This is a genomic window from Peribacillus sp. FSL K6-1552 (assembly GCF_038005205.1).
GTDB classification, from domain to species: domain Bacteria; phylum Bacillota; class Bacilli; order Bacillales; family DSM-1321; genus Peribacillus; species Peribacillus butanolivorans.
In genome coordinates this window covers 2,970,603-2,993,436 of the sequence record NZ_JBBOST010000001.1, presented here as the reverse complement: position 1 = coordinate 2,993,436, position 22,834 = coordinate 2,970,603, and the positions used below count along the sequence as shown (strand labels likewise).

Below are 22,834 nucleotides of genomic sequence, written 5' to 3'. Positions count from 1 at the left end.
ATTATCCTTTTCGGTAGCAAAACGCTTGAGATATTAAGTGGTCTACCAGTATTGTTTCTAGTGAAGAAAAAGGTGATCAGTAGACAAATTCTTGATAAACTGAAAAATGCTTAGATAATATTCTTTACAAACATCTATTAGGGATTTACCGGTAATCTAAAGGTTAATTAATTTAGTACGTCATGGTTCCACAGGCTTAATTTAATTGATTTATTAAAAATTGAAAATTTGAATTCTTTAGTTTTCTATATTATCTTGTTAATATAGAAGTAGCTATTATAAAAATCATAGGAGTGAAGGACAATGAGTGTACATAAAGCCCTTTCTTTACATGCCCAAAAACAAAATCAACTTTTTACTGAATTTTCCCTTTTAGACCAACAACGTGAAGATTATATTCAAGGAGCTATTGAATTATGTAAAGCTGAAAAGGATTTTACAACAGACCAAATTAATCAAATCACTATGCAAATCAATGTTCTTGCAAATCAAAGGTTTATACCAACTCGTAAATTAGTTACCCCAGACATGGTTCGTTCATATGTGGAGTCATTGAAGTAAACTAATTTACAGATCTTAGATGTAAGAAAAAGCACCGAATATCGGTGCGAGCCTGACACTCATTATATAGATGAGTGTTTTTTTGCACGAATTTTAATCTACCAATTAAGATAAATGGCATATAGAAATATATTTAGTTGTTTAGTTGGAATGATATTAAGAGGGATATAGAGTTATTAGATACTGTTGAATTCACCTATATGGTGGACACTTAAAAAGTTCCGATTTGGGTTTTTTAAATAGTAATAAATCAGGAATGATAAAATAGAAAAACTATGGCATCATGAATAACATAGCTAGTTCAATTGTTTGTTTTTCACTTTAAAAGCATGATTCTTTAAGGCACATGTAGGCGTGGCAAGAGTAAACCACCTTTCGATGATTGCGTAGTTCTTAGAAGGTCTGTTAAAGAAAAACCGAGTAATTGTTAGATTAAGGACATATGTCCTTTCCAAAATACGTGAATCTATCATTTAATAAAGAGAGCAATCTAAATGGGTGAGTGAAAAATGAGAGGAAGTTTCTTCGCGTTTTTAGGAAGCGCCTATATTACTTTGCAAGAAGTAGTTAATTAGCGGATGATTCAATATATAGGAACTTGGTAAACTGCAACGATTACCTAATTGGGATTCGTGATAACTTTGCTGATCTTGCTTTTCGCCCGATATAGATGGAAAATGGCAAATGTTTAAGAAAGTGAAACCGTTATATTTGTCTAGTGGGCCATTAGGAGCCTTTATTATCTTTAGCAATATTACAGCGACCAGCTGATTGGTGTTACGCTTACTATTTTAGCAGTGCTCCTTGCCCAGCTCAGTTTGATCTTTGGCATTGATTGTAATGGCTGGTTCGGTGAAATCAAGCAGCAGATGAAGCTACCACAGTTTATCGGTATTGGGTATGTTGGTAGCTTGCGCTGTAATTTTAGTGCTTAAATAGTAGAACTTTTTCAGAAATGGAATGAATGAGAGGGCAGAGGAGGAAGCGATTCATGAAGCAAACCGAAGATAGACAGCAACTCAATTACTATTTGCATGCTCATCAAATAGAATCTATATTTAACGCTCCATTAATTGCCCAGTTGTCGTTGTATAGCTTTGATCAGGGAGAGATTATTTGTGCACAAGGAGAGCCATCACAGTATCTCTATATACTAGTGAAGGGGAAGATTAAAATTTATACCACCTCTTTGGAAGGTAAGAAACTGATTCTTTCTTTTAAGACACCACTTGAATTGGTTGGGGATATTGAATACGTACAAGGTATTGATATTATCAATACGGTTGAGGCCGTCTCGTCAGTTAACATGATTGGAATTCATTATGATTCGTTAGGAAAATACGGAAGTGATTATACACCGTTTCTACAATTTTTACTCAAAACCATTACAAGAAAATTTTGTATTAAATCTAACTCTTTGAGCTTTAATTTGATGTATCCGGTAGAAATACGATTAGCAAGTTATTTATTGTCCATATCTTTTGATGAATCAGATGCTCATTTTAAAGGCCGTCTCAGTACAAATAGTTTAAGAGATGTAGCGGATTTAATCGGGACGAGTTATAGGCATCTCAATCGAGTTATCCATCACCTATGTACAGAGGGTCTGATTGAACGTAATAAGGAGTTCATCCATGCTAAAAATCGAGAAGGATTGAGTGATCTAGCCAATCACAACATTTATGAATGAATTAGAATAGAATCATTAAATTGGGGAGTAGAGGTTATTATTGTAGGACTAGCATTTGCACTGATCGTAGGTTTGTTAGTCAGTTCGCAAAATATAATTAATAGTAAAGTGAATGAAAATATAGGCTCTTGGGCTGCAACGACACTTGTATTAGGAATGGAATCTTTCACTTTGCTGATGATTGGTCTCATCGTTGAAGAAGGAATTCTATTTGCTTTGCAAAATATGAAGCCCTGGTATTGGTTCAGTGTCTTAACCGGAGTAGGTGTCGTCATCAGTATAATGAGGGCCATCAAGTTGCTTGGTCCCAGATATGCTAGCTCAATTTTGTAAATTACATACGTAGGAATGGAGAAGGAATTGTGAAAAAATATCAGACTTTATTATTTGATGTAGATGATACACTATTGGATTTTGGTGCAGCAGAAAATTTGGCTTTGCGCTTGCTTTTCGAGGATCAAAATATCCACTTAACTCCTGAAATCGAAGCACAATATAAAAAAATAAATCAAGGTCTCTGGAAGTCCTTTGAAAAAGGAAAAATAGATCGTGATACGGTAGTGTATACTCGCCATTCACGTTTATTTAAGGAATACGGTCGAGAAGTTGATGGAGTATTAATGGAAAAGAACTATCGTGGCTATTTAGAAGAGGGGCATCAGCTTGTTAATGGGGCCTTTGAATTGATAGCCGACCTGCAAAATAAATATGACTTATATATTGTTACTAATGGTGTTTCCAAGACCCAGTATAAACGCTTACGTGATTCAGGATTATTTCCGCTATTTAAGGGTATTTTCGTTTCAGAGGATACTGGTTTTCAAAAGCCCATGAAGGAATATTTCGATTATGTTTTTGCGCGAATTCCTAATTTCTCGATGGAAAAAGCATTAATCATCGGAGACTCCTTAAGTGCGGATATTAAAGGCGGACAGCAAGCTGCTATAGATACATGTTGGCTCAACCCTAAACTGGAACCTAATGAAACTAAAATTGTTCCAACATATCAAATACAAAACCTTGAAGAGCTGTATTGCATTTTAAACGTAGAAAAAGAATCAACAGCTGTTAGTCAGTACTGTTCCTGACTATCGCATTATCTTTGTTAACAGCTTTAATGAAAATGATCAATTTTTTTATGAAATCTATATTAATTAGCAAGCAAAGACCCATTTTGATCTAACTTTGATTAAGGGTTTAATAAAGGGCTGTTGATGCAGCTCTTTTCTATTGGAGACAAAGAGGCAGGTTTAATTGAACATCAAAATGCAAACTAAATTAATCGACTGATAAGTTTAACCTATCGATATTTATAAATATTATTAAATTTCATTATGGAAATTCAGGATATAAAATTTATTAGAAAGGTAATTAGACTGGAGGAAAAGATATGAAAGTTTTTGATTCGCATTTACATATTATCGATACGAAATTTCCATTGATTGAAAATCAGGGATTTATGCCTGATGCTTTTACCTGTGCCGATTACCTACATTCCGTAAGTAACATAAATATATTGGGCGGTGCCGTTGTCTCAGGCTCTTTTCAAGGATATGACCAATCATATTTAATTGATGCGGTTACAAACCCTTGGTGAAAACTTTGTTGGTGTAACTCAATTGCCATACAATACATCAGATGATGAAATCATTAAACTTAATGAACTTGGTGTGAAAGCCATTCGATTCAATGTAAATCGTGGAGGTTCCGAGGATATATCACGTTTAGATTACTTAGCGAGAAGAGTTTATGAATTAGTAAATTGGCATACAGAGCTATACATTGATTCTAACTCTTTAACAGAGATAACAACGATAGTAGAAAAGCTTCCTTCGGTTTCGATAGATCATCTTGGTTTATCAAAAAGCGGTTTTACGAATCTTTTATCTTTAGTTGATAAAGGTGTAAGAGTAAAAGCAACTGGTTTCGGAAGAATTGATTTTGATGCTGAAGAAGCTAAAAAAGTTCTTTATAAAAATGCACTTAATTGGTATTTAAAAATATCAGTATAGGAGTATGAAATGGCCTTAACGCTATTACAAATTGATTAATTACTGCACAGTTCGTCTATTATATGCATTTTAAGAGAAGTGACTTGTTCAACTAATGAGTGCTTGAGTTTAATAATGAGGTTGCTGCGGCAGCCTTTTTCTTGTTGAGCTATAAGGGAAGGAAAGTTGTGTAAGAAAACGTTATAATATAGGTAAATGACATTCTATGGGTTTGGATTAATGAAAGGAGAAATCATGGAGGGATCCTATACGTTTAAATCAATTGATGAATACATTTTACAATTTCCTCATGAGGTTCAGGAAAAACTTAAAAGGTTAAGAAAAGTTATAAAAGAATCAGCACCAGATGCAGAAGAAAAGATAAGTTATCAAATGCCTACCTTTGTTTTACATGGAAATCTGGTACATTTCGCTGCCTATAAAAAACATATAGGATTTTATCCAACTTCTAGCGGAATCGCTGCTTTTGAACATGGATTTTCGGAATATAAAAGTTCAAAAGGGGCAGTTCAGTTTCCTCTAGAAAAGCCGATGCCTTATGAATTAATAAGCGAGATAGTTAAATTTAGAGTTGCTGAGAATATAAAGAAAGCAGAAGGCAAATTGAAAAAGAAAAAATGATTTCATTCAAATTCTGTTGATTAAAATTTCTTATTCAAGTAACGAGGAAGTTTAGTCACATAACAAAATTTAATAAGAATACTTCTTTTATGTTCTGTTATTCATACTTTTTCATAAATTGTTCAAGCAGAAGAAAATTATAATCAAGAAGTGAAAGTAAATTATCAAATACTTCTATATGGGGCAGGCTGAAAACAGGTGCGTTTCTTATTGTACTTATTGGGCAGATTTCTAAAACAAAAAATGTAGGTACTTAACTTTATTTGTTCATCAAGGCAGAATTAAAAGTGAAGCATAGCAAAACTTTGCTTAAATCTTACATTTGGTATAATAACTAAGTAGTTATACTGCTTAAAAACAAAAGTATAATGCTCAAACGAAAAAAATATCAATATTAACCTAACTAGCAGAAATGGAGAGAAGTAAATGATTAATAAAGTCGGTCAAATTATGTTATATGTAAATAACCAAGATGAGACATTGAAATTCTGGACAGAAAAAGTAGGGTTTATCGTAGTTTCTGAAGAAGATAACGGCCAAATGAGATGGATTGAAATTGCTCCTACTAAGGAAGCAGAAACGAGTATCATTCTCCACAATAAAGAATTAATTGCAAAAATGCAGCCTGAATTGAATCTTAATACACCGTCGTTAATGTTTTACTCGGAAAATCTCGATAAATTATATAAAGACTTTTCGGATAAAAATATCACAGTCGGAGAACTTGTAAGTATGCCTTTTGGTAGAGTATTTAACTTTGCTGATAATGAAGAAAATTACTTTGCGATTATGGAAAAAAAGTAAATCACAAAACTAAAGAAGAAATAAACATCAAAACGACTAAGAAAACTATTTTTAGTCGTTCTGATGTTGAAAGACAATAAAGTAATTGGCCTTCTTAAACGGGTGCTTTACGTTAATAATAGTAGCCAGCCTAGGACCAGCACTTCCAACAAATGAAGGACACGGCTATAATCGTTAATACAGCGAGGTCCGGCCTCATTAAGGAAGACGATCTCATTCAAGCGTTGCAAAATAATGAAATTGCAGGAGCAGCTATCGACACCTTTGACCATGAGCCATTGGGGGACAACAGTCCATTCTTGCAACTCGACAATGTGACAATCACATCGCATATGGCTGGAAGTACAAATGATGCCTTTTCGAAATACCCCGAAGAAATTGGCGGAACGGCTGCTGAGTGGGATAAGAAGAAATCATAATGCTTTATTTATAAAAAAGAGCCCCGGTAATTTGCCGGGGTTCTATGTCTGGAAAAAAATGAGTAACCCTGTGAAAGCTTTTAATCAGCTACACAGTTGTGTTTTGGATTTTTTTATATTTAACCAGCGACTATTTTTTCTTGTTTTGTAGTGATAGATAAACAACTAATACTAAAATAAGGAATCCACCAACAATCTGCCAAGTTCCAAATGGTAACTGCAGCCAAAGAATACTACTGACAACAGCTGTTAAAGGCTCAACTGTGCCAAGTAAAGTCGTTTCCTTCGCAGTTAAGTATTCTAAGCTTTTGATAAACATCCAAAAAGCGAGTGCTGTGCCAAAGAGGATTGTAAACCCTAACGCTATATAAATGGAAGCTGACCAATTTGTAGCTTGGATTGCCCAAATAGGATGTACAAAATTCATCATAATTCCGGCAAGTAACATAGCCCAACCAACAACAATAACGGATGAAAAGGACTCCAATAACGAACGTGCATAGAGTGTGTAAAAAGCTAATGATAGTCCTGAAATTACGCCCCATATAACAGCTGAAAAGGGTACAGATAAATTATTAAAGGATCCATTGGTTAATAATAAAAAAGTACCAAGGAGTGTCAAACTAATGGCCAAAAGATCGGAACGTGTTAATTTTTGAATCCCCTTTACAATGAAATAAAAAATAATAAAAATCGGTGCTAAGTATTGTAGCAATGTAGCTACTGCAGCATTGCCGAGAGCGATGGAAGCCATGTAAGAATATTGAACAAGTAACATGCCGAACAGACTGAAGGTGATTAACCGATTCCGACTGGTCGGCTCCCTCCAAATTTGAAAAAGATGCTTACGATTACTGCTCACTAATTGGCTACTAAGTAAGAGAATTCCCCCGATTAAGAGTCGTGTTGTCACAAACCAATCCACATCGATATTACCAGATTGAAAAAGATGCTGCGCGACTGTCCCACCAACTCCCCAAAAACTAGCTCCAAAAATGACAAAGAAAATTCCTATTAAACGATTTTGTTTATTCATATAATCACCTATCAATATTAAGATATAATCAATATATAGAATATTTAGATGTATAAATAGCGAATTAATCTCTAAAAATATAAGAATATTGAGGTGATTAAGTGCAAATCTACAACATTTCTATTAATTCACAGTACCAAGAACTTGTACAATACAAAGACCCACAATGGCCAGTCATTTTCTATCATACTAATATTCGGAAAAATATTGTTGGCTATATTCCACTTCATTGGCATGAGGAGCTACAGTTTGTCGTTGTAACAGGTGGTCATGTATGCTTTCAAATTCATGGTGAAGAAATTAATTTAAATGAAGGAGAAGGGATTTTTATTAATTCAGGAGTAATTCATGAAGCACATGCCGATTCATGTGAGGGAGGTTATATTTGTTGGAATGTAGGTGTGCATATAGCCAGTTCGTATATTGAAAAGAAGTATATAGGGTTCCTTATTCAAAATGAAAAAGTTCCTTTTATCCCTTTTTCACCAAGTATCAATTGGCAAAGTGAAATTATGGAAGCAATCAAAAAAGGATTTGTCGCGTATGAGAACAAATCATTTGGATGTGAATTAGTGATTACACAACAGTACCTTTTCTGTATTGAGCGTCTGGTCACGAACATCGTACCTAATCATGGGCAGAAAAAAGTAGTTTACGATCCAAGAGTAAAAGAAATATTGCGATATATGCATCATCATTTTGGAAGTAAAATCACACTAGATGATGTCGCAAATGTTGCTTATTTAAGTAGAGCTGAAACCAATCGACTTTTTAAAAAGCATCTGGGCCGAACACCTTTTCAGTATTTATTGTCTTACCGATTAGATAGAAGTAAAGAGCTTTTAGTTAGAACAACAAGTTCTATTACAGAAATCTCTTTAGAAGTAGGTTTTTTAAGTACTAGCTATTTTATCGAAAAGTTTAAAGCAGCATTTGGCATGACTCCGAATCAATTTCGCCAAGTTGAAAAAAAAATTTAAAGCCTTTTGGCAAGTTGCTTCATCTAAAGAGATAATTGGTTTCATTGAAGCAGCAGTAAAAAAGGATCTTCGGATTGAAGATCCTTTTTTTATTGCGCAAAAGTGCCATAAAGTGAACTAGGATACTAATTCCCTTAATCTTCAACAAACAGGGCAGGATACTTTAATAAATATGTCAAATATAAGTATTATGAGGAGTTGAATGAAAATGAATTATGAAAAAATTGGCTCGGCTAGTGGAATAGTAATAGCTGTAAGTAAAAGTGATAAACACACATTTAGTAAGGAAAATTGCAGTAGTATAAAACTGTTGAAAGGTTTGGGAGTCGAAGGAGATGCCCATTTAGGTAAAACAGTTAAGCATCGTTCACGTGTAGCAAGTAACCCAAATCAACCTAACCTGCGACAAGTTCATCTAATCCACTCAGAATTATTAGATGAGTTGAAAGATAGCTTTAATGTTACAGCTGGACAAATGGGTGAAAATATCACCACACAAGGTATCGATCTACTTGAATTACCTAGGGATACGGTTCTATATATTGGGGAAACAGGAGTTATTAAAGTAACAGGCTTACGAAATCCATGTATCCAAATAGATCAATTTAAACCAGGACTTATGAAAGCAGTTTTAGACCGAGATAAGCAGGGGAAATTGATACGGAAAGCAGGAATAATGAGCATAGTTTTGGAAAGTGGTGAGGTTCACCCCGGAGACCAGGTTAGAATTCAATTACCACCTTTACCTTATAGACCTCTTGAAAGGGTATAATGTTTTCATTTGAACCTCTTTTTTGTTCGAAAAGTATTTAAGAATATAAGATTATTATCCATTCTATCCCCGGAACGACAGCAGAACTTTAAACCCTTATTTAACTGCCGATAGTCCTGAGTATTGTTTAATTAATGGTGCTTCAGCCTCTATTTCATATCTTCCAGCTGCTACTGATCACGAATCGGCTGCAGCTTATATTTTGATGTTATGATGTTAGAATGGGTCACTGAATAAAGTATTGTTCAAATTTAGTCAGCTGGCCTTGGTCCAGCGTCTATTCGAGAGTTTTCTACAGTCATGATCGGTCGAATGGTTATGTCTCCATTGACGAAAATTTGACAGGATAAACGCAAATGATCTTCCATTCCTTTTTCCTCAAAAGCCTTTTTTTCTTTATGTGTTACCTCAAAAAAATCACCTGCCAATATTTCTACTCTGCAAGTCGTACATTTTGCTTTCCCTCCACATCGATGGAGAATATTAATGTCGTTATCTTCTAGAGCTAATACTAACTTTTTACCCATTTCAACTTCAAAAGTTCCTTGGTCAAATACAGTTACGTAAGGCATTTTATACCACCTCATATATATAATATCTTCCAATTGGTTTTTAACATATTTATTGTCTTACCTTGCCCTTATGACATAAAAAAATGTAAAGTCATTCCTGATTGATGTAAAAGATGAATGAAGAAATGGAAAACTCGTTTTGCTTTCATTAATGAATAATAACTCTCTTGAAGACAAACTTTAAGTACATTAATAAATCTAGATTGAACAAGATGTAAACCGATATAAATAATATAAAAATCTAGATTGAACTTTTTGCGTTCAATGATGATTATCGCAAAAAAGAGAGTGAAAAAATAGAAGGGAGGTGCGTGTCTGTGAATAATGGTAATTGCGATTTTTCACCAATGAAACAAATATTAAAAGAGGATATTCGCCAAGTAATAACTGAATTACAGAATAACTTAGAAGCAATGGATAATGAAAACTATTGTCTTCTTGGAAATTTTGAAAAAATCAAAGAAAATTTTGTCTACATTGACATGAAAGCTGCAACTTTTTATTTAAACTGTTATTTGTCTCCGTTTACGGACAAATATCCCGAATTATCAATTTGTGTACAAAATATGTCGAATCTGAGACATGGTGGCTTAATTGTGATTCAACGGGAAGATTCTCTTGATTCTTTGATTCAACCAGGAATTTCAATTGGAGCAGAATTAACCCATTCTTTATTGGAATCAATTTTTTTCCCTGGAAATCCACTACATGATGGTGCTGTACTGGTTACTCTTAATCATATTGATTCCGCAGCAAATGTCCTTCCACTTTCAGACAGATCATCAGGGGGTAAAAAACTTGGAACACGCCATCGTGCTGCTTTAGGTTTAACTGAACGAAGTGATGCTCTTGTACTGGTAGTATCTGAGGAAACAGGTAGAGTTTCATTTGCCTTAAATGGGAACCTGTACCCAATTACTAATCATGGGTCTATATAGAAATTGATTTTCTGTTTCGAAAATCTCTTTGGATTGGGCTTCTAGACCTCCAAAGTCTGCGTATTACACAAAAAGTTAGTAGATGTAATTGGAGCCACTCCCGGGGGATAGACAATGATTTTGTTCTAATGCAAAATGAGACAACCTCTCCTTGAGTTTTCAACAGATGGTTCAGGATCTATGGAAGAATAGTACTATGAAACGATTAAAGAAGTAAATAAGATATAAAAAAATAGCAGTAAGTAGAGGGAGTGATAAATTCACTCTTTTTTTATGGGATTTGTTGCAATGTAATAAAGGTAATGTAAAAACTTTATAAGTTTTATTTCTTGCTATTTTATCAATTGAGTAGTAAAGTGATGTTATCTTTAACGGTGGGAGTGAACTGAAATGCGTAATAATACGATAGGCTCTTTAATCTGGCTACGTTTAATGCGTTTTACGAACCAAAGTAACCAGATGTCGAATGAATTTTTAAAACGATTTGAATTAACGACTGCTCAATTTGATGTACTCATGCAAATTCGCATTTATCAGCCACTCACGCAAATGGAGTTAGCCGAAAAAGTGACGGTTACGCAAGGTGGTATTTCACGTATGCTCTCACGTCTCGAAAAAGAAGGTTATATTGTACGTAAACAAGACTGGAAAACAAAAACGATTAACCTCTCAGCGAAAACTGAAGCTATTTTAGATCAAGTAATGCCTGAACAACTGGCATTTCAATCGTCATTTTTTGACGATGTTTTAAATGAAGAAGAACAACAAATACTATATACACTAATGACACGTGTTCATAAACATAGCCAAAAAAAAGAATTACCGCCAAAGTAATTTTTTTTACATTATCATTTGACTAGTCAAGTTATACAAGGAGGAATAACGATGTATACAATTTCTGGACATCATCATATTTCGATGATTACAAAAAACGCAAAAATTAATAATGAATTTTATCAAAAAGTACTAGGACTACGCAGAGTAAAAAAGACTGTTAATCAAGACGACCCTAGTATGTATCATTTATTCTATGGAGATTTAACAGGTAGTGCAGGAACAGAGCTGTCATTTTTCGAAATGCCCATTGCAGGAAGAACAACTCGTGGCACAAATGCAATCACACAAATTGGTTTGCTTGTCCCGTCATTTGAAAGTCTAGTATTTTGGAAAAATCGCTTTGATCTATTAGATGTAAAGCATGGTGACATTACAATGTATGCTGGCCGAGATGCTTTACATTTTGAAGATACAGAAGGCTTACGAATGATTTTATTGAATAATAACGGTGCTGAATTACCTAAACATTGGTCTGAATGGGAAGATTCAGTTATCGAGCAAAAGCATCGTATTTTGGGAATGGGCACAATCGAAATAACAGTGCGCTACCTAGAAAGCTTAGCGAAAACATTAAAGGATATGTTTGGCTATGTAGAGGTTTCTCATACTAATAAAGAGGCTATTTATCAGTCTATTGCTGGACAGGTATTTGGAGAGATTGTAATCAAACAGCAAGAAGGACCAAGTGAGAAGCCCGGAAGAGGAAGTATTCATCACTTAGCAATTCGTGTTAAAAACGAAGACGAGTTGAGCTATTGGGAAGAGGTCATTAAAGAACGTGGCTTCCAATCAACAGGGATTGTTGATCGTTTTTACTTTAAAAGCTTATATTTCCGTGAATCTAACGGCATTTTAATTGAAATCGCGACAGATGGTCCTGGCTTCACTGTAGATTCAACAGTCGAAGCGTTAGGAATAAAATTAGATTTACCACCATTTTTAGAAGAAAAACGTGCAGAAATAGAAGTAAAGCTAGTACCACTTGATTAATAAAGGAGAGTGTAAATGTGGAACAATATCGTATTAATACAAATAAGGGAATTGAATTCGGTTTATATTCGATTGGGGATCATTTACTTAATCCACATACAGGCTCAATGATTAGTGCTGAACAGCGTATTCAAGAATTAATTGAGGCAAGTAAGCTAGCTGACGAGGCAGGACTTGATGTATTTGCTGTCGGTGAAAGTCATCAAACGTATTTTACAACACAGGCACATACTGTCATTTTAGGGGCTATCGCACAGGCAACAAAAAATATTAAAATTGCTAGCTCAGCAACGGTGTTAAGTACATCCGATCCTGTTCGTGTGTATGAAGATTTTGCCACAATTGATTTAATTTCAAAAGGTCGAGCTGAAATTGTCGCTGGTCGTGGTTCACGTGTAGGGGCATATAGTTTACTTGGCTATGATGTACATGATTATGAAGAATTATTTGAAGAAAAATTGGAGCTTCTTTTGAAGTTAAATAATGAGGAAAAAGTAACCTGGGAAGGACAATTCCGTGCACCATTGAAAAATTCATCCATTTTACCGCAGCCTAAAAATGGCCATTTGCCAATTTGGCGTGCAGTAGGTGGCCCGCCTGCTAGTGCGATTAAGGCTGGATATGCAGGAGTACCAATGATGCTGACAACTCTAGGTGGTCCTGCTATCAACTTTAAGGTTTCGGTTGATGCGTATCGTGAAGCAGCAGAGCGTAGTAGTATTGATCCAGCTACTTTACCAATCGCAACAACAAGTTTATTTTATACAGCGAAAAATTCACAGGATGCAATTCGTGAGTACTATCCACATGCTAATTCTGGTATGCAGGCATTGCGTGGTGGCGGCTATCCAAAACAACAGTTTGCCCAATCTACAGATTATCGTGATGCGTTAATGATTGGAAGCCCACAACAAATTATTGAAAAAATGCTTTACCAACACGAATTATTTGGGCAACAGCGCTTTATGGCACAAATCGATTTTGGCGGCGTGCCATTCGACAAGATTGCGAAAAATATTGAGTTGATTGCAACAGAAATTATACCAGCGATTAAGAAACATACTGCTGTGAAATAAGGTGTGGTTAGGATGAAAATTGTATGAATTTCAGGTTCTAATGTGGGATCTAAGACACGAACAGCAATGGATTATACAATGAAATTAGCAAGTGAGAAATATCCCAATGTAGAAAGTTTAGTGATGGACGGAATTATTGGGAATAAACAATAAATGATTTTTCCATCCTCGTCTCCATCGGTACAAACAAATTTTGTACCAACTGCTCTATTCCACCATTAAGCATTTTTTTCCTCCTTACAGAAGTACAGGGGGAAATATGTAGTTTAATCATGTATAATACTGTTTTAAGCTAAAAACTAAACCTGAAAAATGATAAGCAAGTTGTATAAAAGAGATTGTAAATTGAAAAGTGATGGCAACAAGTCAAAGTAAAAGACTTGCTGCCATTTTTAATACTATCTAACAATATTCGGATTTGTAAAGATATCACTACTATCATCGCTATTTGATGAGAATTCCGATATGATAGCTCCTTCAGGTCCGGCTTTAAACCAATGGTTTGTATCAGTAGGGATAGTGTATTGGTCACCTGGATAGAGAATAATCTCCCTTTGAGCTGTGTAGTATTCAGCGTGTTTTGCCGGAAGAGTTGTTGAAATTCTACCTTTTCCTTCCACATATAGGTATACCATCCCCGAACGACATCTGAATGTTTCTTGTTTTCCATCTTCACCGTTCACCCTTCGTGGATGACGATGCTCAGGGCAGGTCTGATTGGGTAGCATAACTAATTCTTTAGCACAATAGCGCTCATTATTTATATAGACTATTAGTTGTAATCCTTCTTCATAAATGTTGCCTAAGCCAAAATCTGTTACTTCTATGTTTGCTTTTTCCACTTCATTCAGTACGATACCCAACTTATTAATATAAGATGACACTTGAGATTCGACTTTTTTCATTTCTTAACCCTCCATATAAAGTAGGACTTCCTCACAGTGGGGGCTTCATCCCACACTAATGGTTAGTTGAACCAATAATCGGACCTTATGAACAAGTTGTCCCCTACCTATTTTCTTCGCACCCCTGAAATCTTGAGGTGGGGGTCTTAGTACACGTTAAGAGTGGGATAATTCTACTTTTTCGATGAAATAAAAAGCAGCATTTTATAATTAATGGCTTTGCTAGCTTCAATAATATATTCAGGGTAAAGTATATTTGGGTTTTTAACGTTCCGTTATACCTCATCTTTTGTTTTGGCTTTGAGATGAATTTATTGGGGTTTCGTTGATCATATGCATTAAGAATTATCCTTTCAATCTTTTCAAATTAATATCTGTTCTAATTCAGAAAGGGTGCCTGCCTGTATAATTCTTTCAAATACTACTTTATGAATGGATAAAGAAAACACTTCAGTTAATAGTTCATTTAATGACAGCCGATCTTTAAAAGCGATAACAATTTCTAATTTTGAATCAGTTGGAGTGACACCCTTTATGATATTGATACCGACAGCCGTTTCATTAACTACTTTTTGATCTATAAGAAAAACGGAAAATTGATTGTTTACTTTAGTTTCTGAAACAATTTTTTTTTCAATAAATCCCTTATAAGATGTAGTTCCATCTATCATTTTAGCTAGCATCTCTTCAAAGGAGTGTTCGTTTTCTAATCTTTTTGGTTGAATCAATATGTAACTTGGATGTAAGTGTTTTTTTAAAAGGGGGAATGACAGAGTTCTAGTCTCTTTTGTTATTCCATCTTCAACAAATTTCTCCTTAATATGCTTCACATCTGCATCATTGAGTAAAGTCGATACATATGCGACAGGAAGGCTATTTTGTTGAAGTTTAACCGTTGAAATAATTAAATCAATGTCATCTAAGTTCGAAAAACGGTCCAGCCAGCTTGCCGATATAACATCAACAATCTCCCATTCAGGAAACGAACGGTTTATACGGTTCTTTAACAAATGAGAAGTTCCTATTCCTGTTGAACAAACTAAGATTACTCGTATTTTTTTGATTTTTTGTTCAATAGCTGCTTGAAAATGGACCAATAAGTAACTAATTTCATCCTGACTAATATAATTTAATTTATGAACTTGCATAATGGGTAGCATTCCAAGTCTTACTAATACAAAAACGGAAGAGTATTCTTTGTAGAGCTCATCTAAAAGAGGATTCTTAATGGAAATTTGGTACTTTACTCGATTCAGCATTGGCTTTAAATGAATGATTAATCCTTCATAAAGCTGACGATCATCTGTCAAATCCAGTTTTATTATATTGGAAACTGTTTGGATTAATTCCTTGGCTATAATTCTCGAGTCTAAATTTGCTTTATTTAATAAATTCGTGGTTTCAAGATTCAATGATGTAATGCACACGCCAGAAGAAATAAGATATTGATAAATAAAATAAATCTCTTCTTCAGGTAATGTTAACTCAAACAGTTTCGTAATTTGTTCTGCCATTTCTTTTGATATGGAGTAAATTTTTTGATCGGTTATTGATATATTGTAAGGTACATCTTCTTGGTAAACGATTTTGCCTTTTTTCAGACGTTTAATACAAATTAGTAAATGAGTTAACATGTTAATGTAATAGGGATCTCCAATTAAATATCCTAAACGAGATTCTGTTTCTTCTAAAATCTGTTTAATTATCTCGACATTTTTATGACCAAATTGATTGACTAATTCACTTAATGTTGCTTTTTCAATTCTGGATTCGATTTCTTTTTCTATTTTTGGTTCTTCATTAATCAATTCATTTATGAGATATACCATTGCTTTACGTATATCTCCCTCGCGTCCGATCAATCGAGTACCATTGTTGTTCTTTTCCAACGTCAGGTTAAAAGGTTGTATCCATTCTTCAATGACCTTTAAATCATTTACAATGGAAGTACTACTGATAAAATAGGCTTCAGAAAGTTTGTTGATAGAAGTCTCTTGAGGAGAATCATATAGTAAATTCGTTAAAATTTTCATTCTTCTTGACTCCACTGAAAGGCTACAAAGGTCTCTTTTATTCAAAAAAGAAATTTCTTCGCTAAGTTTTAGTATTTGATCATCTGTTAAAACTAGCGAAATACCTACGCCAGGTCGTTTCTTCAAATGGATATTTCTTTCTTTTAAATCTTCTTCGAGTAGTTTTAGATCTCTGTATATAGTTTTTTCTGATAATTGCATTTGTTTAGCGATTTCTTTTACTGGAACATATTCTTTCTTACTAATCAAATAATCTAATATTTTCCTATTTCTATATGGTAACGCTTTCATTAAAGAGCGCCTCCTGTCCTTCCTTACAACAAATAATACCAGTCCTAATAAACTTGAAGAATAACAAACTGTGTCCACATCATTAAAGACATTTTATTATACTATATAAATCGATGTAGAACCCTTGTAAGAGAATCCAAGAGGTTCTGAGTATCCGTTTGATCGCCCATAATCTAAGTAGGTTTATGCCGAGTAACCAAGTAAGACTTATATAATTATATGTATGGATTGATTCTGGTGCAAGAAATATAGAGATTTTTTACATAAAGATACAATCAGTCTAGAAAAGAATATCTATTGGTGTGAAAAAGTCAGTTGAATTCAAGTGAGAGTATTACAAACTTGAATTCATTTTACATGAGATACTTTGATACAGTATCTACTAGTTTCTTTAATTGTGTCTAGATGTGTTATGGACTCTTTAGTGTATTAATATGTCTTGAATGATGCGGACATATTTTAGTATGTTCCAATATTTTAGATGATGCTATGATTTGAGTATAAGAAAGGGGGGGCACCTCTTAATGAAAGCGCTTTATATACGAGAGATCAACTATTAAATTTTCTTTTGGACCTAAATGATTGTGTTCCAGAAAAAGAATTCAAACATTAGAGTTGTTAGAGTTGAAACAGCATTAAATTATATAAATGATAAAAAGGAGAATTTACAATGGACATTACTAAAATTATTAATGAAAAACTAATTGATTTAAACCTTAAAGCGAAAACAAAAGATGAAGCGATATGGGAACTTGCCGAATTATTAGAAAAAGACGGAGCTTTATCTTCAAAAGAAGAATTTATAAAAGATGTCTATTTAAGAGAGGCGGAAGGACAAACAGGATTAGAAAATCATATTGCAATTCCTCATGGTAAATCAGCAGCCGTATTAAAAACATCTTTGGCTATTGGACGTACTGAAAATGCCATTGAATGGGAAACGTTAGATGGTAAACCTGTTCACTGTATAATTCTATTTTCGGTAAGGCTTGTTGATCAGAATACGACTCACATCAAGTTGTTGTCTCAAGTAGCTAGTACACTTGCTGACGAGGAAATTATTGAACGTTTGTTAACTGAGCAAGAACCAGCTAATATTATGAATTTATTTGCTAACAGAGAAAGTATTTCCTAACGATTAGATGATATATCGGGTCAGCAGACCATTCAAATTAAGTTCATTTCTATGACAAAAAATAGTTGGAGGGATTTATGATGAAAATTGTTGGGGTTGCTGCATGTACAGCAGGGGTTGCACACACGTATATTGCCAAGGAGAAATTAATTAGAGGGGCGAAAGCTCGTGGGCATGAAGTCAAAGTTGAAACTCAAGGGACGATCGGTACAGAAAATAAGTTGACAAAAGAAGACATTGCTACTGCTGATGTTGTAATTTTGGCAGTAGATATTAAAATCGGTGGTGAAGAACGATTTAAAGGCAAGCCAATTATCAGAGTTAAAACAGAAACAGTCATTAAATCACCAATTAAATTTATAGAAAAAGTAGAACAATCATTGGGTGTTTCACCAATATTAGGAGGTTGATCTATGCACACTAAAGCTAATAATACTGCTTCAGCAATTAAAGGACATTTACTGACAGGTATTTCATATATGATACCCCTAATCGTTGCATCTGGGCTGTGTATAGCGCTAGGACAAATTTTAGGCGGGATGAATGTTAGTAAAGCAGAAGGTACAATTCCATATATGATTAATCAAATTGGCGGTTGGGGAATGGGATTGGTTGTCCCTGTTATCTGCGCAGCAATTGCATATTCTATTTCTGATCGCCCTGGGATTGTACCAGGATTGATTGTTGGTTTTATTTGTGCACAGATTAATGCTGGCTTTATTGGTGGTATGTTAGGGGGATTTTTGGTTGGTTATGTCGTTATTGGCATTAAAAAGTACGTAAAATTGCCAAAATCGATGCAAGGGTTAATGCCCATTTTAGTTATTCCTTTTTTAGCAACGTTGATGTGCGGTCTTTGTATATTCCTAATTATCGGTCAACCAATTGTATGGCTGCAAGATAGTTTGACGAACATGCTTGAATCAATGCAGGGCGGCTCAAAATTTACGTTAGGAGCTATCTTGGGGATGATGGCTACCTTTGATTTTGGCGGACCAGTCAATAAAACAATGTCACTTTTTGCGGATGGAATGTTGGTCCAAGGGATCTATGGACCAGAGGCTGTCAAGTTTGTGGGCTCAATCATACCACCATTAGGTATTACATTATCTTATTTTATTACAAAAAACAAATATACACAATCGGAAAAAGAAGCGTTAAAAGCAGCATTTCCAATGGGGATTTGTATGATTACAGAAGGTGTTATTCCAATCGCAGCACGAGATCTAATTCGTGTAGTTACTTCTTGTGTCATTGGCTCTGCTATAGCTGGAGGACTAATTATGATCTGGGGTGTTGAAGCTCCAGTACCTCACGGTGGATTGTTTGTAGTTCCGCTGTTTACCCATCCATGGTTGTTCTGCATATCGCTATTAATAGGTTCTGTCATTTGCGGTGTAACTTTATCATTATTGAAAAAGCCGGTAACTGAAGCGGATGAAGATTTTGATGACACCGAAAATGATAACGTATCTTATGATGACATTGTATTTAAAGTAGAATAATTGTTTGTTAATTAATTTGAAAGCGCTTTGTTTACTGCGGGGTCTGGAGTATTAATCATTATATTCGATAGAAAGTATCCCATAGGCTATATCTGAAGGGTGTGATGCCAAAACTTGATTTTTTGGATTCTAAAACAAATGTGAAAAATAATACTATTAAAAACTAAAGGAGATGGATAGATTATGTTAATCACAATGAAAGAATTACTTTCAGTAGCCAAAGAAAATAAATTTGCGGTAGGAGCATTTAATGTTGCGGATAGTACATTCTTAAGAGCGGTTGTTGAGGAAGCCGAAAAGGTAAATTCACCAGCTATTATAGCTATTCACCCATCTGAATTAGAGTTTTTAACTGATGAGTTTTTCTCATATGCAAAGCATCGTGCTTATGTAAGTCACGTACCATTTGTGCTTCATTTAGATCATGGTGGTTCAATTAAAGACATCATGCGAGCTATTAAATGTGGTTTCACTTCAGTAATGATTGATGGGTCATTGTTACCCTATGAAGAAAATGTAGAGTTAACAAAGCAAGTAGTAGAACTTGCACATGGTGTTGGAGTTTCTGTAGAAGGGGAGCTTGGCACTATTGGGCAAACAGGTAACTCTATTGAAGGAGGAGTTACTACCGTCACTTACACTGATCCGGCACAAGCAGAAGACTTTGTAGCACGAACAGGCGTAGATACACTAGCTGTTGCGATTGGTACAGCTCATGGCATATACCCAAAAGACGTTAAACCAGAACTTCAAATGGATATTTTGAAAGAAATTAATCAACTTGTTGACATTCCATTGGTTCTTCATGGTGGGTCTGCTAACCCAGATAGTGAGGTTTCTGAATCAGTACAGCTAGGGGTATGTAAAGTTAATATTTCAAGTGATATGAAGTTCTCTTATTTTAAAAAGGCTCGTGAAATTTTAAGCACTACAGAATTGTGGGATCCAAATGCAATTTATCCTGAATGTATTGTAGAAGCCCAAAATGTGATTAACCATAAGATGAACCTATTTAATTCTATCGGAAAAGCAGAGTTATATAAAGAATTACGTAATGAACAACGTCAAGTTGAAAGTGTTAGTTTATACTAAGATTTTCACGAGATCGGATGTTGGTAAATAAATCGATGTAGAAAATCTGACATGGTTAAAGAGCATCCATCCATGTCAGATTTTCTAAACCTAAGCGGATGACGTCCCCCATACGGGGTGGACGCCATCCGCATATGTGGACCTTTGAGAGTACATTCAAGATGTCAGGATCATCGTTTGTAAGTACTCTTTGATAAAAGTAGTTAGTGTCGATAATCAAGTTGTATTTATATAGATAATATGAAAGTGGCCACAAGTCTTATCTTTGACTTGTTGCCTTTCCTTTCTATTTTCTGGCAACTTATGGTGAATGGTAGACTAACATATTTGAAGGGAAGGTTATAACATGCGATTAAAAGGAAGGAAAATTGTCAGTCTGGTGCATGATGAATTTGAAGATTTAGAGCTTTGGTATCCTATTCTTAGACTCAAGGAAGAAGGAGCAATTGTCCATCTTGCTGGAGAAGAAGCAAATGAAAAATATATTGGAAAATACGGTGTACCTGCTCATTCCGAACTAGCGTATCGAGATATAAAGCCAGAGGAATATGACGCAATCCTTGTCCCAGGAGGCTGGGCACCTGATAAAATACGACGGTTTCCTGAAGTGATTTCATTGATTCAGCATATGGATGCAAATGAAAAACCTATCGGGCAAATTTGCCATGCGGGCTGGGTATTAGTTTCCGCTAAAATTTTACAGGGGAAAAAGGTAACCAGTACACCGGGAATTAAGGATGATATGGAAAATGCAGGCGCCATTTGGTATGACGAACCAGTTGTGACAGACGGACATCTTGTATCAAGCCGCCGCCCGCCAGATCTTCCAGACTATTTAAGAGAATTTATCAATGTTTTGGAACAAAAGTGAGTGTGAGGAAGAGGTTCTGGAAGGATGGCTTGTATGAAATATGTGATTGGGATTGATCTTGGCACAAGCTCTGTAAAAGTCATTCTTGTAAGTCAGGAAGGAGAAGTCAAACAGACGGTAACGAAGGAGTATCCGATAATTCATGAAAAACCGGGATACAGCGAACAAGACCCTGAACAATGGGTCCTTCAGACGCTTCAGGCATTAACCGAGCTTGTCCAATTATCCGCTGTTCCTTCTTCTGATATCGAAGGACTGAGCTTTTCAGGACAAATGCATGGTCTAGTTTTATTGAATCGTGAAGATAAGGTGATTAGACCTGCAATTCTATGGAATGATACACGCTCGACCTCACAATGTCTAAAAATAAAAAAGCAATTGGGCAGTCGTCTGCTGGAAATCACAAAAAACCCAGCGTTAGAAGGACTTACCCTTCCTAAATTACTGTGGGTTCAAGAGAATGAGGAAGAGAATTTTAGAAATATTAGTGTTTTTTTACTTCCGAAGGATTATCTCCGTTTTCGCTTAACTGGCCGGATAGCAAGTGAATATTCAGATGCAGCAGGCACTCTTCTGTTAAATATCGAAAATCAGTCTTGGAGTACCGAAATCATTCAATCGTTGGATTTGCCAAAAGAAATTTGTCCCCCATTAGTGGAATCGGGTGAATTCGTTGGAAATCTGTTACCGGAAATAGCCGGATATACTGGATTATCTGTGTCTACAAAAGTCTTTGCTGGTGGAGCAGATAATGCTTGCGGTGCTGTTGGTGCAGGTATTCTTTCAAAAGGAAAGGCATTATGCAGTATTGGCACATCAGGGGTGTTGCTAGCATACGATAAGGATTCGAGCAGAACTTTAAATGCTAACGTTCATTTTTTTAATCATATTGAAAAAGATTCTTATTATAAGATGGGTGTGACTCTAGCTGCAGGTTATAGTTTACGTTGGTTTAAACAAACATTCATGGAAAGCGAAAATTTTTCCTCTCTACTAGAAAAAGCAGGAGAATCTTCAGTTGGAGCTAATTATCTATTATTTACACCTTATTTAATAGGTGAAAGGACCCCACATGCGGATTCTAAAATTAGAGGAACATTTACCGGCATTAACGGTACGCATCGAAAGCAGGATTTTGTCAGAGCAGTGATTGAGGGCATCGTCTTTTCGATACATGAGACGTTACAGGTATTTAGAAGTAACGGTCCTGCTATTGATACGATTATTTCGATCGGTGGCGGAGCAAACAGTGACCTTTGGCTACAGATTCAAGCAGATATTTTTGATGCAAAAATTATAAAATTAAATAATGATCAAGGGCCAGGAATGGGCGCTGCCATGATTGCAGCAACAGGACTTGGATGGTTCAATACCCTTAAAGAATGTGCAAGTAAATACGTCTCTATTTCATATAGTTATTATCCAATCCAAGAAAATGTGAACAAATATAAGAAGTTATACCAACTTTATAAAGACATCTACACTCAAACGGCATCAATTAATCATCAATTATTTGATTTAAATCAGATAAATAATCAAACTTATTAATTGTATATAATTACCATTCGGAAAATAAAAAGGCAACTCTGTATCATGTGCAGATTTGCCTTGAGAATTTATTGGCATATGATACCTATTGGTCCACTTTTAGTTAACTGAATATTCTGACACACACCCTCACAAAATTCAGTTCT

At 35.1% G+C, this 22,834-nt stretch carries 26 protein-coding genes; 22 read left to right on the top strand and 4 right to left on the bottom strand.

The features are described 5' to 3' along the window. Nucleotides 1-303: 303 nt before the first annotated feature. The 10 genes from NST21_RS14465 to NST21_RS14420 all read left to right on the top strand — a co-directional run bounded on the left by NST21_RS14465 (nt 304) and on the right by NST21_RS14420 (nt 6,107). Entirely contained in the window at nt 304-561 is a 258-nt protein-coding gene (locus NST21_RS14465) for a DUF2533 family protein (protein WP_056522882.1), read from the top strand. Nucleotides 562-1,358: 797 nt separating this feature from the next. After that, on the top strand, nt 1,359-1,496 hold the full coding sequence (locus NST21_RS28865) for a hypothetical protein (RefSeq protein WP_377426778.1): 138 nt from the start codon (nt 1,359-1,361) through the stop codon (nt 1,494-1,496). Nucleotides 1,497-1,552: 56 nt separating this feature from the next. Continuing rightward, entirely contained in the window at nt 1,553-2,251 is a 699-nt protein-coding gene (locus NST21_RS14455) for a Crp/Fnr family transcriptional regulator (RefSeq protein WP_340889780.1), read from the top strand. Beyond that, on the top strand, nt 2,252-2,584 hold the full coding sequence (locus NST21_RS14450) for a DMT family transporter (protein WP_340892562.1): 333 nt from the start codon (nt 2,252-2,254) through the stop codon (nt 2,582-2,584). Nucleotides 2,585-2,613: 29 nt separating this feature from the next. Next, a complete protein-coding gene (locus NST21_RS14445) occupies nt 2,614-3,339 on the top strand; it encodes a YjjG family noncanonical pyrimidine nucleotidase (RefSeq protein WP_340889779.1) in 726 nt (241 codons plus the stop codon). A 302-nt stretch (nt 3,340-3,641) separates the two neighbouring features. After that, nucleotides 3,642-3,848 carry a 2-pyrone-4,6-dicarboxylate hydrolase gene (locus NST21_RS14440; protein ID WP_340889778.1) on the top strand — a complete coding sequence of 69 codons (207 nt, stop codon included), beginning with the start codon at nt 3,642-3,644 and terminating at the stop codon, nt 3,846-3,848. Further along, a complete protein-coding gene (locus NST21_RS14435) occupies nt 3,826-4,263 on the top strand; it encodes a hypothetical protein (RefSeq protein ID WP_340889777.1) in 438 nt (145 codons plus the stop codon). The genes NST21_RS14440 and NST21_RS14435 overlap by 23 nt, the downstream gene beginning before the upstream one ends. Before the next feature lie 234 nt (nt 4,264-4,497). Further along, a complete protein-coding gene (locus tag NST21_RS14430; protein ID WP_340892560.1) occupies nt 4,498-4,884 on the top strand; it encodes an iron chaperone in 387 nt (128 codons plus the stop codon). 426 nt (nt 4,885-5,310) lie between these two features. After that, nucleotides 5,311-5,688, top strand: coding sequence for a VOC family protein (locus NST21_RS14425; protein ID WP_340889776.1), 378 nt, complete (start codon nt 5,311-5,313; stop codon nt 5,686-5,688). A gap of 152 nt (nt 5,689-5,840) precedes the next feature. Then, nucleotides 5,841-6,107, top strand: coding sequence for an NAD(P)-dependent oxidoreductase (locus NST21_RS14420; RefSeq protein WP_445670520.1), 267 nt, complete (start codon nt 5,841-5,843; stop codon nt 6,105-6,107). 130 nt (nt 6,108-6,237) lie between these two features. On the opposite strand, the gene NST21_RS14415 is transcribed toward NST21_RS14420, so the two are convergent. Then, nucleotides 6,238-7,143, bottom strand: coding sequence for a DMT family transporter (locus NST21_RS14415; RefSeq protein WP_340889775.1), 906 nt, complete (start codon nt 7,141-7,143; stop codon nt 6,238-6,240). A 101-nt stretch (nt 7,144-7,244) separates the two neighbouring features. Between NST21_RS14415 and NST21_RS14410 the strand changes: the two genes are divergently transcribed. Next, nucleotides 7,245-8,123, top strand: a complete 879-nt coding sequence (locus NST21_RS14410; protein ID WP_340889773.1) for an AraC family transcriptional regulator — start codon at nt 7,245-7,247, stop codon at nt 8,121-8,123. 208 nt (nt 8,124-8,331) lie between these two features. After that, on the top strand, nt 8,332-8,895 hold the full coding sequence (locus NST21_RS14405; protein ID WP_340889772.1) for an MOSC domain-containing protein: 564 nt from the start codon (nt 8,332-8,334) through the stop codon (nt 8,893-8,895). A 251-nt stretch (nt 8,896-9,146) separates the two neighbouring features. On the opposite strand, the gene NST21_RS14400 is transcribed toward NST21_RS14405, so the two are convergent. After that, on the bottom strand, nt 9,147-9,467 hold the full coding sequence (locus NST21_RS14400; protein WP_056522869.1) for a 2Fe-2S iron-sulfur cluster-binding protein: 321 nt from the start codon (nt 9,465-9,467) through the stop codon (nt 9,147-9,149). Nucleotides 9,468-9,784: 317 nt separating this feature from the next. Between NST21_RS14400 and cdaS the strand changes: the two genes are divergently transcribed. The 4 genes from cdaS (at nt 9,785) to NST21_RS14380 (ending at nt 13,308) form a co-directional block, all read left to right on the top strand. Beyond that, nucleotides 9,785-10,405, top strand: a complete 621-nt coding sequence (cdaS, locus tag NST21_RS14395) for a sporulation-specific diadenylate cyclase CdaS (protein WP_340889770.1) — start codon at nt 9,785-9,787, stop codon at nt 10,403-10,405. A gap of 390 nt (nt 10,406-10,795) precedes the next feature. Next, the gene (locus NST21_RS14390) at nt 10,796-11,239 is read left to right on the top strand and encodes a MarR family winged helix-turn-helix transcriptional regulator (protein ID WP_340889769.1); all 444 of its coding nucleotides are present in this window, start codon (nt 10,796-10,798) and stop codon (nt 11,237-11,239) included. Between the two features lie 51 nt (nt 11,240-11,290). Continuing rightward, nucleotides 11,291-12,232, top strand: a complete 942-nt coding sequence (locus NST21_RS14385) for a ring-cleaving dioxygenase (protein ID WP_340889768.1) — start codon at nt 11,291-11,293, stop codon at nt 12,230-12,232. A gap of 17 nt (nt 12,233-12,249) precedes the next feature. Then, nucleotides 12,250-13,308, top strand: coding sequence for an LLM class flavin-dependent oxidoreductase (locus NST21_RS14380; protein WP_340889766.1), 1,059 nt, complete (start codon nt 12,250-12,252; stop codon nt 13,306-13,308). Between the two features lie 398 nt (nt 13,309-13,706). Here NST21_RS14380 and NST21_RS14370 read toward each other — a convergent pair whose 3' ends face one another. Both NST21_RS14370 and NST21_RS14365 read right to left on the bottom strand, forming a co-directional pair. Continuing rightward, on the bottom strand, nt 13,707-14,213 hold the full coding sequence (locus NST21_RS14370) for a D-lyxose/D-mannose family sugar isomerase (RefSeq protein WP_057215634.1): 507 nt from the start codon (nt 14,211-14,213) through the stop codon (nt 13,707-13,709). Nucleotides 14,214-14,575: 362 nt separating this feature from the next. Beyond that, nucleotides 14,576-16,537 (bottom strand): BglG family transcription antiterminator, encoded by a 1,962-nt coding sequence (locus tag NST21_RS14365; protein ID WP_340889764.1) that lies wholly within the window; start codon nt 16,535-16,537, stop codon nt 14,576-14,578. 670 nt (nt 16,538-17,207) lie between these two features. Between NST21_RS14365 and NST21_RS14360 the strand changes: the two genes are divergently transcribed. The 6 genes from NST21_RS14360 to xylB all read left to right on the top strand — a co-directional run bounded on the left by NST21_RS14360 (nt 17,208) and on the right by xylB (nt 22,688). Then, a complete protein-coding gene (locus NST21_RS14360) occupies nt 17,208-17,672 on the top strand; it encodes a PTS sugar transporter subunit IIA (RefSeq protein ID WP_057215640.1) in 465 nt (154 codons plus the stop codon). Between the two features lie 80 nt (nt 17,673-17,752). Beyond that, complete coding sequence (locus tag NST21_RS14355) at nt 17,753-18,082, top strand: PTS fructose transporter subunit IIB (RefSeq protein WP_057215642.1); 330 nt, start codon at nt 17,753-17,755, stop codon at nt 18,080-18,082. 3 nt (nt 18,083-18,085) lie between these two features. Next, nucleotides 18,086-19,177 (top strand): PTS fructose transporter subunit IIC, encoded by a 1,092-nt coding sequence (locus tag NST21_RS14350; RefSeq protein WP_340889762.1) that lies wholly within the window; start codon nt 18,086-18,088, stop codon nt 19,175-19,177. Between the two features lie 183 nt (nt 19,178-19,360). Next, nucleotides 19,361-20,269: a ketose-bisphosphate aldolase gene (locus NST21_RS14345; protein WP_340889758.1), complete on the top strand. Its 909-nt coding sequence runs from the start codon at nt 19,361-19,363 to the stop codon at nt 20,267-20,269. Between the two features lie 346 nt (nt 20,270-20,615). Further along, nucleotides 20,616-21,140 (top strand): type 1 glutamine amidotransferase domain-containing protein, encoded by a 525-nt coding sequence (locus NST21_RS14340; protein ID WP_340889756.1) that lies wholly within the window; start codon nt 20,616-20,618, stop codon nt 21,138-21,140. 33 nt (nt 21,141-21,173) lie between these two features. After that, nucleotides 21,174-22,688, top strand: a complete 1,515-nt coding sequence (gene xylB, locus NST21_RS14335; RefSeq protein ID WP_340889754.1) for a xylulokinase — start codon at nt 21,174-21,176, stop codon at nt 22,686-22,688. The last annotated feature ends 146 nt before the right edge of the window (nt 22,689-22,834 follow it).